This window comes from Streptomyces sp. GL_141 (assembly GCF_057834385.1).
The window spans coordinates 384,938-397,766 of sequence record NZ_CM174402.1 but is presented as its reverse complement, the minus strand read 5'-3'; the positions used below and the strand labels follow the sequence as shown (position 1 = coordinate 397,766).

Genomic DNA, 12,829 nt, shown 5'->3' with positions numbered 1-12,829 from the left:
CAAAAGGTGTGTCCGCAGTCCGGACCGCACGAGGAGCCGCCCCATGAGACTCATCAGCATCCGCAGAAGCCCACGGCGGCGGCGCGCCCCGGCGGCCGCACTGCTCGCCGCGGCCCTCGCCGTCGCCGGTCTGGCCACCGCCGGACCCATCTCCTCACCGGCTTCGGCGGCCGCCGCGGCACCGGCCCCGGCCACCGCGGGCAACGCCACCGGCGTCACCCAGTCCGGGAACACCTTCACGATCGCAACCTCCGGCGGGGCCAAGGCCCGGGTGGTCGTCGCCCGCGCCGACATCTTCCGGCTCTGGCTCTCGCCCGACGGCACCTTCACCAACGACCCGGCCGGCACCGACCTCGCCCCCACCACGGACTTCGGCCCCGTGAGCGCCGCGTGGACCGACGCGGGCACCTACTACAAGATCACCACCGGTTCCCTGACCATCCGGGCCAACAAGACCCCGCTGCAGTTCTCCGTCTACCGGGCCGACAACTCCACCCTGGTCTGGCAGGAGACGCAGCCCACCTCCTGGACCAGCAGCCAGACCACCCAGTACCTCGCGCGCGCGGCGGACGAGCAGTTCTACGGAACGGGCCTGCGCCTGGGCGAATGGGCGCTGCGCGGCAAGACCGTCCCGATCGCGGTCGACAACAAGTGGCGCGAGAACAACAACGCCAGCCCCGCACCCTTCTACGTGTCGACCAACAACTACGGCGTGATGCGCAACACCTGGGCCCCGGGCTCGTACGGTTTCAACGCCCCCACCACCCTCACCCACGACGAGAAGCGCTTCGACGCCTGGTACTTCACCGGCGGCTCCCTCAAGACCGTCCTGGACGCCTACACCGACGTCAGCGGCAAGCCCTTCATGGCTCCGGCGTGGGGCTTCGAGCTCGGCAACGCCGACTGCTTCAACGCCTCCAACCCGGCCTACCAGGGCGACCACGACCGCCTTCGCCACCAGACCACCCCGGACGTCGTCGGCTACGCCACGGACGCCCGCGCCGCGGACATGCCCTCGGGCTGGTTCCTGCCCAACGACGGCTACGGCTGCGGCTACACCGCGCCCCTGAAGTCCACGGTCGACGCGCTGAAGGCCAAGGGATTCCAGACCGGACTGTGGACCTCGACGGGCCTCGGCAACATCAACGACGAGGTGGGGGTGGCCGGTTCACGGGGCGTGAAGACCGATGTCGCCTGGATCGGCGGCGGTTACAAGACGGCGTTCGCGGGCGTTCAGCAGGCCGTCGACGGCATAGAGAAGAACTCGGACGCCCGCCGCTACGTCTGGACCGTCGACGGCTGGGCCGGCACCCAGCGCAACGCCGTCGTCTGGACCGGTGACACCAACGGCACCTGGGACGACATGCGCTGGCACGTCCCCGCCATCACCGGCGCCGGCCTCTCCGGCTTCAACTACGCCACCGGCGACGTGGACGGGATCTTCGCCGGCAGCCCCAAGACGTACGCCCGCGACCTCCAGTGGAAGGCCTTCACCCCGGCCTTCATGACCATGTCCGGCTGGGGCGCGACCGGTCCGACCGCCGGCTATCAGGACAAGCAGCCCTGGCGGTTCGCCGAGCCCTACCTCTCGATCAACCGCAAGTACCTCCAGCTGAAGATGCGGCTGATGCCGTACCTGTACACCATGAGCCGCACCGCGCACGAGACCGGCGTCCCGAGCACCCGCGCGATGGTCCTGGAGTACCCCGAGGACCCGGTGGCGCGCGGGAACCTGACCAGCGGCCAGTTCATGGCCGGCGACTCCTTCCTCGTCGCGCCCGTGGTCTCCGACACCTCCGTACGCGACGGCATCTACCTCCCGGCCGGCACGTGGACGGACTACTGGACCGGCAAGACCTATGCCGGACCGGGCTGGCTCAACGGCTACCAGGCCCCGCTCGACACCCTGCCCCTGTTCGTCAAGGGCGGCGCCATCGTCCCGATGTGGCCGCAGATGAACTACACGGGGGAGAAGCCCGTCTCCACCCTCACCTACGACATCCACCCGCGCGGCGCCACCTCCTTCAGCCTGTACGAGGACGACGGAATCACCCGCGCCCACCAGACCGGAGCCTTCGCCCGCCAGCAGGTCGACGTCACCGCCCCCGCCTCCGGCTCCGGCACGGTCACCGTGTCCGTATCCGCCCCGGCCGGCAGCTACACCGGCAAACCGGCCTCGCGCGGCTACGAGTTCAGCCTCCACGTGGCCACCGCCCCCACGGCGCTCACCGTGGACGGCGCCGCCCTCACCCGGCTGACCAGCAAGGCCGCCTACGATTCGGCGGCGACGGGCTGGTTCTTCGACGCCGCCGACCGCGGCGGAATCCTGTGGACCAAGACCGGTACGAAATCGGCCGCCTTCAGCGTCTCGGCCTCCGGCACCTCCGTCCCGGCCGCCGACCCCATCCCGGTCACCTCCAGCCCCGTCCCGCAGTCGGCCTGGACCCTGGTCTCCGCCGACAGCCAGGAGACCAGCGGCGAGAACGGCGCCGCCCGCAACGCCTTCGACGGGAACGCCGGCACCATCTGGCACACCGCCTGGTCCGGCTCCGCACCCGCGCCGCTCCCGCACGAGATCCAGATCGACCTCGGTGCCCGCTACACGGCCGACGGCCTCGGCTACCTGCCCCGCCAGGACGGCGGGGTCAACGGCCGGATCGGCGGCTACGAGGTGTACGTCTCGGACACCACCACCGACTGGGGATCCCCGGTGGCCACCGGCACCTTCGCCGACACGGCGGCCCTCAAGTCGGTCTCGCTGTCCGCGAAGGCGGGCCGCTACCTCCGGCTGAAGGCGCTGACCGAGGCGGGCGGCCGGGGCCCCTGGACCAGCGCCGCCGAGATCACCCTCACCGGCCGCCCGACGCCGCTCCCCGCGGCCGCCACCCTGGTCAACGGGGCGTCGGCCAGTTGCCTGGACCTCCCGGGCAGCGCCACCACCCCCGGCACCCAGCCCACCCTCTACAGCTGCCACGGCGGCCCCAACCAGCGCTGGACCCTGCAGGGCGACGGTCGGCTGACCGGCCTCGGCGGAGTCTGCCTGGATGCCGCCACCGCCACCGCCGTCGCGATCCAGACCTGCAACGGCAGCTCCGGCCAGACCTGGCAGACCGGCCCGGACGGCAGCCTGCGCAACTCCGGCCAGTGCCTGACCCCGGCCGGCTCCGCCACGGCCAACGGCACCCGGCTCACCCGGGTCGCGTGCGCCACGACCGCGGCCCAGCGGTGGACGTTCACACCCTGACCCGGCGACCGGCGGGGGTCCCGGCTTCCCGGTGACCCCCGCCCGACGAGGACCGTCTGACGAGGACCGCCCGACACCCCCACCGAGCCCGGCCCGGCATCCAGCCGGGCCGGGCTCGGTGGGGGTGCGGGCCCGGCGGTTACCGTGGGGGCCGCGATCCTCGGACCCTTCAGGAAGGTGCCCATGCCCGCGGGAAAGATGCACGCCGACGAACCCGACATCGACACCGCCCTCGTGCGCGGGCTGATCGCGGGTCAGTTCCCGCAGTGGGCGGGGCTGCCCGTCGAGCGCGTCGACTCCGCCGGCACGTCCAACGCCATGTACCGGCTGGGCGCGGACCTGGTCGTACGTCTTCCCCGTACGCCGGGAGCGGCCGGCGACGTGGGCATGGAGCACGTCTGGCTGCCGCGGCTCGCCCCCGGTCTGCCGGCCGCCATCCCCGTCCCCATCGGCATGGGGCGGCCCGCCGAGGGCTATCCCTGGTCCTGGTCCGTCTTCGGCTGGGTCCCCGGCGAGAACCCCGTGCCCGGCCGGATCGCGGAGCCGGACCTGCTGGCCAAGGACCTGGCGGAGTTCGTCTCCGCGCTGCACCGGGCCGATCCGGCGGACGCCCCGGCCTCCTACCGCAGCGAGACCCTGGCGGCCCGCGACGCCGAAACCCGTACCGCGATCGCGGAACTGGGCGCGAGCGCCGACCCGGACGCCGACGCGGACCTGGACACGGGGGCGGTGACCGCCCTGTGGGAGGAAGCCCTGCGGGCCGAGCCCTGGTCCGGGCCGCCGGTCTGGATCCACGCCGATCTGCAACCGGGGAACCTGCTCCTCGCGGACGGAAGGCTCGCCGCCGTCATCGACTTCGGCTGCGCCGGTCTCGGCGAACCCGCCGTCGACCTGATCGCGGCCTGGTACGTCCTCCCGGCCGCCGCCCGCCCCGCCTTCCGGGCCGCACTGGACGCGGACGACGCGATGTGGACGCGCGCCCGCGGCTGGGCCCTGTCGATCGCCCTCATGGAGCTGAACTACTACAAGGAGACCAACCCGGTCATGGCGGCCATCGCCCGCCACGTCATCGGCGAACTCCTCGCGGGCGGCCCGGCGACTACAGGTGTCCGCCGCCGTCGATGACGACGACGGTGCCGGTGCTGAGCCGCAGCGAGGTGACGGCGCCGATCAAGGAGCAGGCCACGTCGTCCGGGTCCGCGGCGATCCGGAGCGGCGCCGACGCCGCCTGGGTACGGACCGAGGCCGGATCGCGGCCGGGGACGAAGCCGGTGTCGACCGCTGCCGGCGAGAGGTTGAAGACCCGCACCTGGGGGCCGAGCACGCGCGCCAGCGAGGTGGTCATGACGTCCAGGCCGGCCTTGGCGGCGCAGTAGGCGATGTTGCTTCCCAGCCCCGTGGAGCCGGATATCGAGGAGATGGTGGCGACGACCGCGTCACCGGAGGACCGCAGGAGCGGGGCGAAGGCGCGGATCACGGAGAAGGTGCCCCGTACGTTCACCGTCAGAATCCGGTCGAACTCCGCGTCCGTCAGCCCTTCGAGGTCGGCATGGGCGACCTGCGTGGTGGTGCCGGCGGAGTTGACCAGTACGTCGACCACACCGTGGAGGTCGGCGACGAGGCCGGCGGCCCTGCGCACGGCGGCGGAGTCGTCGAGCGGGATGCGCGTCGCGACGTGCCCCTCACCGGGCAGGGCGGCGACGAGATCTTTCGCGCGGCCTTCGCCGGAGTCGTAGCCGACGACCACCCGGGCACCGGCCTCGGCGAGCCGCCGGGCGCACGCGGCCCCTATGCCGCTGCTGCCCCCGGTGACGACGGCCACCTTGCCGGTCGGATCGAAGAATCCGAGGCCACCCGTACGCACTTCGGCCATGAGCACATCCTTGCTTCGACAAGAGCATCGTCATGGAAATGCTTCACGCTATCGCGGAGCCTTTCGGCGGGCAACGGGTAAAGGCGTGCCGGAGAAAACTGTCCGGATCAGGCTGAGGAATTGAATTCTCCATTTCAGGTCCCGGGTCGGACGGCGGGGCCTCATCGTGACGGATCGCACTGATCGGGCCGCTGTTCACTTCCCGGAGCCCAAGGGAGCGCAGGCCGAAGGGTGTGCAGAAGGAACAGGCCATAGTGGCGGGTTGGCGTTTGTTGCTTGTCGGCGAGGCGCAGAACCGAGAGGAGCGGTAATCGGCACAACGTCACCGGATTGATTCGGAGGGATAGTGAGTTTTTCGCCCGCGCAGTCGTACCAGTGGACCGGCCGGATCCTTCAGGCATTGCGCCGCAGTCTTCTCGATCAAGAATTCCTGGAAATTCTTCCCGCGCTGCTGTCCGCTCAGGACGAGCCGGGCGCACGGCACTCCGTCGCGGTCCTGGGGGACCGGGCGCGCCCGCACGTGAAGGACGAGGGCGACCGTGTCTCGGTGGAGGGCAAATGGGCCTATCAGCTTCCCGTGAGCCATTCGGTGGAAAAGCAGATGGCCCTCGAGCATGCGGACCGGGTCTACTGCGTCACCCCTTGTCTGCGTCTCCTCATGGACGGCGAGGACACCTCGGGCAGGCACCTGTACACGTTCTTCCAGGTGGTGGTCGAGTGGCGGGCCGTGGACGCGAACGAGGTGTTCTCGGTGACCGAGGGCATCCTCGGAGGGCTTGCCCGCCACCTGGCGCCGATCCTCCCGGAGGAGGGGCGCGGGGCCGCGGAGCGCCTGGCCGGCCTGCGGAGCGGCCCCTACCCGCGCATTTCCTTCGCCGAGGCGCTCGGTCTCGCCGGGAGAGGACCGCGGGAGCCGCAGAACACCGACCTGACCCACGGCGAGGAGCGGATCCTCACCGAGAAATTCACTTCACCGTTCTGGATCCACCGCTATCCGCTCGGCGTACGCGATTCGCTCTACCAGCAGGGTGAGGACGGGCTCCAGGAGACCTACGACCTGATGCTGCCCGCGGGCCACGGTGAACTCGCCACGGGAGGGCTCCGGCCGAAGGACGCGGACGAGATCTCGGAGCAGTCCCGGCTGCTCGGCGGTGAGCCGAACCACGTGTACGCGGAATGGAAGAAGCGGTCCGGGATACAGACGGCCGGCTTCGGGCTCGGCCTGGAACGGCTCGTACGGCACATCGCCGGCGCCGACAGCGTCCTGGACCTCCTGGCGGCCCACGACTCCGGCCCGAACCGGCGCATCGGGGCGGGCGAACTCGGGTCGGGCGAACGGTGACCCTGGCCTTCCACTGGTTCCTGCCCACGTACGGCGACGGCCGCAACGTGGTGGGTGGCGGCCACGACGTGGCCGCGGGCAGCAAGGAGGAACAGCGGCCCGCCACCGTCCGCTACCTCGCGCAGATCGCCGTCGCGGCCGAACAGCTGGGCTTCGACGGCGCGCTCACCCCGACCGGTGCCTGGTGCGAGGACGCCTGGGTGACCACCGCCATGCTCGCGCGCGAAACGGAACGCCTCAGGTTCATGGTCGCCCTGCGGCCCGGCTTCGTCTCCCCGACCCTCACCGCCCAGATGGCCGCCACCTTCCAGCGGCACTCGGAGGGCCGGCTCCTCCTCCACGTCGTCACCGGCGGGGAGAGCCGGGAACAGCGCGCCTACGGCGACTTCCTGGACAAGGACGCCCGGTACGGCAGGACCGGCGAGTTCCTGGAGATCGTGCGAAGGCTGTGGGGCGGCGAGTCGGTCGACTTCAACGGATCGCATCTGCGCGTGGAGGGTGCCCGGCTCGGCCGGCCGGCCGACCCGGTGCCCTCCGTCTACTTCGGCGGATCGTCGCCGGCGGCCATCGAGGTCGCCGCACTCCACAGCGACGTCTACCTGACCTTCGGGGAACCACCCGTGCAGGTGGCGGAGAAGCTGGCCCGCGTACGAGTGCGCGCCGCGCGGGCCGGGCGGCGCCCGCGGTTCGGCATCCGGCTCCACGTGATCACCCGGGACACCGCCGGGCAGGCGTGGGCCGAGGCCCGGCGGCTGCTCGAAGGGTTCGGCCCCGAGGCGATCCGATCGGTCCAGGAGGGTCTGCGCGACAGCGAATCGGAAGGCCAGCACCGGATGCGGGCCCTGCACGGGGGGCGCTCCGACGACCTGGAGATCACGCCCAACCTGTGGGCCGGCATCGGCCTGGTCCGTGGCGGTGCGGGCACGGCCCTGGTGGGAGCGCACCGGGAGGTGGCCGACCGGATCATCGAGTACCACCGGCTCGGCATCGACGAGTTCGTGCTCTCGGGCGTCCCGCACCTCGAGGAGGCGTACTGGTTCGGCGAAGGCGTCCTCCCGCTGCTCGCCCGCGAGGGCCTCTGGACCCACCCGGCGCGGGACCGACCGGTGCGGGACTGGTCGAAACGCGACTGAACAGAACGCTACTTATCGGAATGCGACTGACCCGACCGGACGGTCGGCCGAGGCATGGATGTTTGTCAGTGCCGGTTGCGAGGATGGCGGCATGACACCTTTCCTTCTGACCGACATCGACCGTGCCGTCCGCAGCAGTTGGAGCGCGATGACGTGCACGCCCGAGTACCGCGACCGGTGGACCAGGGAGAACCCGGCCCGCGACCAGTGCGGTGTGACCGCGCTCGTCCTCAACGACCTGCTGGGCGGTGAGCTGATCCGCGGCGAGGTCCTCGTCGACGGCGAACGCGTGGACTACCACTGGTGGAACCGGCTCGGTCTCGGCATAGAGATCGACCTCACCCGCGAGCAGTTCGCACCGGAGGAGAAGATCACCGAGGGGACCGTCGTCCCCCGCCCCCCGGACAGTGAACTGCGCCGGCTGCGCACGGAGTACGAGCTCCTGCGCGACGAGGTCATGGCCAAGCTCGCCCGTACCGGTGGTGCGCCCGCCGGGGTGACCGGTACCTAGTCGCGGCGGGTCGGCACCCGGTCCCGCCCTCGCGATGACGGGACCGGGTTGCCGCCCTGGGCCGTGAACTGATCGTCGGACAGCCGGACATCCAAGTCAATCCTCCGGATTTCTGGTAACCCCCAAGGGATACCTTGGGGTTGTGACCCTCGATGATCTCCGCGTCTTCGTCGCGGTCTGCCGGGCCGGCAGCCTCAGTGCCGTCGCCCGCGACCTCGGCCGCACCCAGTCCGCCGTCAGCCAGCACATCCGCCGCCTGGAGAAGGAGACCGGCGCCGCGCTCCTGGAGCGGCACCCGCGCGGAGTCTCGCCCACCGGGGCCGGGCTGATCCTCCAGGCGGCCGCCGCCGACGGCATCGCCGGGCTCGACGGAGCCCTGCGCCGGCTCGACGACCTGGTACGGGGCGACGGCGGCTCGGTCCGCGTCACCACCGGGGCCACCACCGTGCGCCACTTCATGGCCGAGGCGATCGTGGCCTTCCGGCGCAGCCACCCCCGGGTCAGCCTGGAGTTCCAGACCGAGAACTCCAGCCGCAGCTGCTTCGAAGCCCTCGCCGCCGACGACCTCGACCTCGCGTGGATCACCATCGGCGCCCCCGTGCGGGGCATCGAACAGCGTCCTGTCATGCGGCTGCCCTGGGTCCTCGCGGTCGGCGCCGACGACCCGCTCGCCGCCCGGTCCCGCCTGGAGCCCGCCGACCTAGGCTCCGTCCGCCACATCCGGCTGCCCGAGAACTCCGCCTCCCGCGCCCACCTCGACGCCGCCCTCGCCGAAGCGGGCATCCGGATCAGCTCGGACACCAGCGCCGCCGACTGGGACACCGCCCTCCTCCTCGCGGAACTGGGCCTCGGCCACGCCGTCGTACCGGCGCTGCCCGGCTGGCGGGTCCCCGGATCGGACGGGCCGCTGCGCCTGGTTCCGGTCCCCGCCCTGCCGCCGCTCTCCGTCGGCTGGGCCGTCCGGCGCTGGTCCGCCCTCGCCCCGCTCGCCCGCGCCTTCGCCGACGAGGTGGCCCGCAGCTGCGTGGCCCGCGCGGCCGGCCCCGGCGGGGCGTGACGCGGCGGGTGGTGAGGCGGCGGGTGGTGAGGCGGCGGGTGGTGAGGCGGGCGGGCGCGGCGGGGCCGGCCGTGGCGAGGTCGGACGTGGCGCGCCCGGTCGTGACGCGGGCAGGCGTGGCGAGGCCGGCTGTGGAGTGGGCAGGCGTGGCGCGCCCGGACGTGACGGGGGCAGGCGTGCGGCGGCCAGTGCGGCCAGCACCGCGGTCGAGGCCCCGGTGCCCGCGGCCACCGCGATGCCGAGGGCGGGCCCCACGTTCATCGCGGTCTGCTTGAGCCCGCCCACCACCCCCGCGTGCCCGGCCGGGGCGTCCCCGACCACCGTGCCGGTGGCCGTCACCATCACCGCGGCGAAGCCCGCGCCGCGTATCCCGAAGCCCCAGCCCGGACCCAGTCCCGCGATCCCGAGCGCCACCAGCCCGGTCCCGGCCATCGCCGTCCCGCGGGCTCCGAACCGGCGCAGCAGGGCCCCCGCCACCGGTGCGCCGACGACCATGGCGGCCGTCATCGGCAGCACGCGCAGCCCGGTGGCGAGCGGATCCGGCCCCGCCGCGTCCTGGAGCGCGAAGCCGGCCCCGAACAGCGCCCCGAACAGGGCGGCGGAGACCAGGGCCAGCAGCGCGACGGACGCCGTCACCGGGACGGAGCGGGCCACCGGGCGCGGCACCAGGGGCTGGGCGGAGCGGCGCTCCGACCGGACGAGCAGGGCCGCCAGTGCGGCCGACGCGGCGAAACCGGCCAGGGTCCAGGGCCCCGACCAGCCGTGCTCGGGTACCCCGGCCAGCGCGTGCACCAGCGCCGCGAGGGCCGTCGCGAGGAGGGCGGCGCCGCCGGGCCGGATCCGGCCGCCGGGCTCCGGGGGCGGGGGGCGCGGGGACCCGTACGAACAGGGCCGCCGCCGCGATCGCGAGGGTGGCGGGGACGTTGGCCACGAACACCGCGCGCCAGCCGAAGCGTTCGACCAGCACGCCGCCGAGAAGCGGCCCGGCCGCCGCGGCCAGTCCGATCGCCGCGGTCCGCACCGCGACCGGCCCGCCGAGCCGCGCGGGCGGGTACGCGAGCCGCAGCAGGGCGAGCGTCGCCGGTTGGAGCAGCGCCCCGAACAGCCCCTGGGCCGCGCGCAGGGCGATCACCCAGCCGGCCCCGGGAGCGAGTGCGATGCCCGCCGAGGCGGCCGCGAAGCCGAGTACGCCGGTGAACAGCAGCCGGGTGTGCCCGTACCGGTCGCCCAGCCGGCCGGCGAGGACCAGGAAGGCGGCCACGCTCAGCAGGTAAACGCGCCGCTCGTCCACTGCACCTCGGCCAGACGCGCGCCGAGGTCCCGCCGCAGGCTGGGCTGCGCCATCAGCAGCACGGTCCCGTCAAGGGCGACGAGCATCGCGGCGGCGGAGCTGACGCCGAGCGCGAGCCGGGGCCTCACGGGCGCAGGTGGGCGTCGACGGCGGCGTCGACGACCCGGTCGAGGGAGCACCCCGGGTCGCCGTCGAGGGCGAGCGGCAGACTGCCCCGGGACCACAGCTGGGCCACGCCGTGCAGATTGGCCCACAGCGCCGCGGCGGTGATCCGGGGCTCGCCGCCCGTCCGGCACCGGGCGACGAGGGAGACGAGCAGTTCGAACATCGGCAGGGTGGAATCGCGGAGCCGGGCCTCCGGCGGCCCGTCCTGCCCGGAGCTGTCCAGCAGGTCGTGGCGGAACATCAGCTCGAACATGCCGGGGTGCTCCAGCGCGTAGCCGACGTACGCGCGGCCCAGCGCCCGCACCTGCCCGCGCGGGTCGTCCGCACCCGGGCCCGCCGGCGCGGCCGGGATCCGGGAGCCGAGTTCCTCGAACCCGCGCCGGGCGATCGCGGACAGCAGCGCGTGATGTGTCGGGAAATACCGCCGTGGCGCCCCGTGGGAAACCCCGGCGCGGCGGGCGATCTCGCGCAGCCCGAGCGCGGCGCTCCCCTCACTGGTCACGAGCTCCACACCGACGTCGATCAGCCGCTCGCGCAGCCCCCCGTCCTGCCGATCCCGTTGCTCCGACTGCTCCCGTCGATCCATAGACACTGTCTACCAGCCACCCGTAGACAGTGTCTATCCCTCCCCTTCCGGGATGATGGAATGAGCGCGGCCGGGCGAGGCGCCCGGCCCGGCCGAGGGAGAGGTGACCTGCCATGGCGGAGCACGAGGCGCGCGAGGCCGGGCCGTCGGCGGGCGGGCTGGAAGAAGGCCGCCTGATGAAGGAACTCGAAGCCATCCACCGCACGCGCCACGAAACCCTGCTGCACGGCTCGGACGACGCGCTGCTCACGCACACCCGGCGGATGGACGAACTGGAACGCGAGTACGTGCGCCGCCACCCGGAACGCGCCCAGACGACCGGCCGCACCCGCTCGGGCGCCCGAGCCCGCACGGGCACGGAAGAACAGGGCTAGCGAGGGGTCCCTTGCCGGCATCCGTCCGCCGCGGGTGGCCGACCGGCTCTCGCGCCTCGGGCTCCGTGGCGGCGGGGGCGCCTACTTCTCCGCGTGCTCGCCCAGCATGAACAGCAGCCAGACGAAGCCGGCGAAGAGGTGGGTGCCGGCGATGTAGAAGAACGCGCGCAGCAGGACGCCGTTCTCCTTCCACTTCTCGTACCTCGCCGCCGCGGCCGCCGCGGAGCGGGCCTGCTCGGAACCCTTGTTCTCGTCCGTCATCACCCGGACAGCGTACGGGGGCGGGCCCGCCCCGGCTCAGACCGTGTAGGGGTAGATCTCGATCCGCTCCCGGTCGAAGCGCAGCCGGACCCAGGCCGGGGTGACGCCCTCCGGCAGTGGCTCGGCGGCCTCCAGCAGGATGCGGATGCCGCCGAGCCGGAACGAGAGGACGCCGTCCTCCTCGGTGCCCAGCTCTCCCCGCGGGAACACCGCGCAGTGCCCGCCCTCCTGAATCCCCGGCCCGCCCTCCTGAATCCCCGGCCCGGCCCCCGCATCCGCGGGCTCCGCGTTCCGTCCCCAGGCGGCGTCCTCGTCGATCGCCCACTCGACGCGCAACAGATTTGCATCACGTGAGACAAATTTGTATCGTTTGATACGAAGGAGGATCGCATGATGAATGAAGAAGAGCTGCTGGACGGCGCCGCACGCGTGCTCGCCGGTGATCACAGTGCCTCCATGGCGCACATCGCCGCAGGCATCGGCACCAGCCGCGCCACGCTCAGCCGCCGCTACGCCACCCGCGAGGCACTCCTCAAGGCCGTCGCCGTCCGGGCCATCGACGTGGTCGACGGGTGCCTCGCCCCCGCCGACCTGCCCGCCTCCGCCGACGGGGCGGAGTTCGACGCCGCGCTGGAGCGGCTCGTCACCGGGCTGCTGCCCGCCGCGCACCTCTACGGATTCACCTCGCGCGATGCCACCGTGCTCGCCGACCCCGAGTTCCGGGCCGGGATCCAGCGCCAGGACGAGCGGGCCCTCGCCTTCCTCGCCCTCGGCCAGCGCCTCGGCCGGCTCCGCGTCGACCTGCCCGCGTACTGGATCTGGTACTCGCTCTGGGGACTGCTCGACGCCGCCGCCGAGGGCGTCCGCGACGGCCACCTCGCCCGGCGCGACATCGGCCGGCTCGTCCTCGCCTCCTTCCTCAGCGGAACCCGGCCGTCCCCGGCCGCCTGAGCCCGCACCCCCGAACCCCTCCCGCGTACGACCGTGAAACA

The 12,829-nt window shown here is 72.9% G+C and carries 12 protein-coding genes and 1 pseudogene; 8 read left to right on the top strand and 5 right to left on the bottom strand.

Going from position 1 to position 12,829, the window contains the following annotated elements:
- The first annotated feature begins 43 nt into the window (after positions 1–43).
- A complete protein-coding gene (locus AC3IX6_RS01740) occupies positions 44–3,244 on the top strand; it encodes a TIM-barrel domain-containing protein (RefSeq protein ID WP_489368383.1) in 3,201 nt (1,066 codons plus the stop codon).
- 183 nt (positions 3,245–3,427) lie between these two features.
- Positions 3,428–4,369, top strand: coding sequence for an aminoglycoside phosphotransferase family protein (locus AC3IX6_RS01735; protein ID WP_489368382.1), 942 nt, complete (start codon positions 3,428–3,430; stop codon positions 4,367–4,369).
- Here the strand turns inward: AC3IX6_RS01735 and AC3IX6_RS01730 are convergent.
- Positions 4,344–5,117 carry an SDR family NAD(P)-dependent oxidoreductase gene (locus tag AC3IX6_RS01730; protein ID WP_489368381.1) on the bottom strand — a complete coding sequence of 258 codons (774 nt, stop codon included), beginning with the start codon at positions 5,115–5,117 and terminating at the stop codon, positions 4,344–4,346. The two genes, AC3IX6_RS01735 and AC3IX6_RS01730, sit on opposite strands and share 26 nt — an antisense overlap.
- Before the next feature lie 346 nt (positions 5,118–5,463).
- Here AC3IX6_RS01730 and AC3IX6_RS01725 point away from each other — a divergent pair, with 346 nt between their 5' ends.
- From AC3IX6_RS01725 to AC3IX6_RS01710, 4 genes are all read left to right on the top strand, one after another.
- Complete coding sequence (locus tag AC3IX6_RS01725; RefSeq protein ID WP_489368380.1) at positions 5,464–6,459, top strand: amino acid--tRNA ligase-related protein; 996 nt, start codon at positions 5,464–5,466, stop codon at positions 6,457–6,459.
- A complete protein-coding gene (locus AC3IX6_RS01720; RefSeq protein WP_489368379.1) occupies positions 6,456–7,592 on the top strand; it encodes an LLM class flavin-dependent oxidoreductase in 1,137 nt (378 codons plus the stop codon). The genes AC3IX6_RS01725 and AC3IX6_RS01720 overlap by 4 nt, the downstream gene beginning before the upstream one ends.
- Positions 7,593–7,683: 91 nt before the next feature.
- Complete coding sequence (locus AC3IX6_RS01715) at positions 7,684–8,103, top strand: YunG family protein (protein WP_489368378.1); 420 nt, start codon at positions 7,684–7,686, stop codon at positions 8,101–8,103.
- Positions 8,104–8,245: 142 nt separating this feature from the next.
- Positions 8,246–9,160, top strand: coding sequence for a LysR family transcriptional regulator (locus tag AC3IX6_RS01710; RefSeq protein ID WP_489368377.1), 915 nt, complete (start codon positions 8,246–8,248; stop codon positions 9,158–9,160).
- A gap of 114 nt (positions 9,161–9,274) precedes the next feature.
- On the opposite strand, the pseudogene AC3IX6_RS01705 reads toward AC3IX6_RS01710, so the two are convergent.
- Both AC3IX6_RS01705 and AC3IX6_RS01700 read right to left on the bottom strand, forming a co-directional pair.
- Positions 9,275–10,537: pseudogene (locus tag AC3IX6_RS01705) on the bottom strand (MFS transporter); the annotation flags it as partial.
- 38 nt (positions 10,538–10,575) lie between these two features.
- Positions 10,576–11,202 carry a TetR/AcrR family transcriptional regulator gene (locus tag AC3IX6_RS01700; RefSeq protein WP_489368376.1) on the bottom strand — a complete coding sequence of 209 codons (627 nt, stop codon included), beginning with the start codon at positions 11,200–11,202 and terminating at the stop codon, positions 10,576–10,578.
- A gap of 113 nt (positions 11,203–11,315) precedes the next feature.
- Here AC3IX6_RS01700 and AC3IX6_RS01695 point away from each other — a divergent pair, with 113 nt between their 5' ends.
- Positions 11,316–11,576, top strand: a complete 261-nt coding sequence (locus AC3IX6_RS01695) for a DUF6158 family protein (RefSeq protein ID WP_489368375.1) — start codon at positions 11,316–11,318, stop codon at positions 11,574–11,576.
- Between the two features lie 81 nt (positions 11,577–11,657).
- Here AC3IX6_RS01695 and AC3IX6_RS01690 read toward each other — a convergent pair whose 3' ends face one another.
- Together AC3IX6_RS01690 and AC3IX6_RS01685 are read right to left on the bottom strand one after the other, a co-directional pair.
- The gene (locus AC3IX6_RS01690) at positions 11,658–11,840 is read right to left on the bottom strand and encodes a DUF6126 family protein (RefSeq protein ID WP_489368374.1); all 183 of its coding nucleotides are present in this window, start codon (positions 11,838–11,840) and stop codon (positions 11,658–11,660) included.
- A gap of 33 nt (positions 11,841–11,873) precedes the next feature.
- Positions 11,874–12,173, bottom strand: a complete 300-nt coding sequence (locus AC3IX6_RS01685; RefSeq protein WP_489368373.1) for a hypothetical protein — start codon at positions 12,171–12,173, stop codon at positions 11,874–11,876.
- 54 nt (positions 12,174–12,227) lie between these two features.
- Here AC3IX6_RS01685 and AC3IX6_RS01680 point away from each other — a divergent pair, with 54 nt between their 5' ends.
- Entirely contained in the window at positions 12,228–12,788 is a 561-nt protein-coding gene (locus tag AC3IX6_RS01680; protein ID WP_489368372.1) for a TetR/AcrR family transcriptional regulator, read from the top strand.
- Positions 12,789–12,829 lie beyond the last annotated feature (41 nt).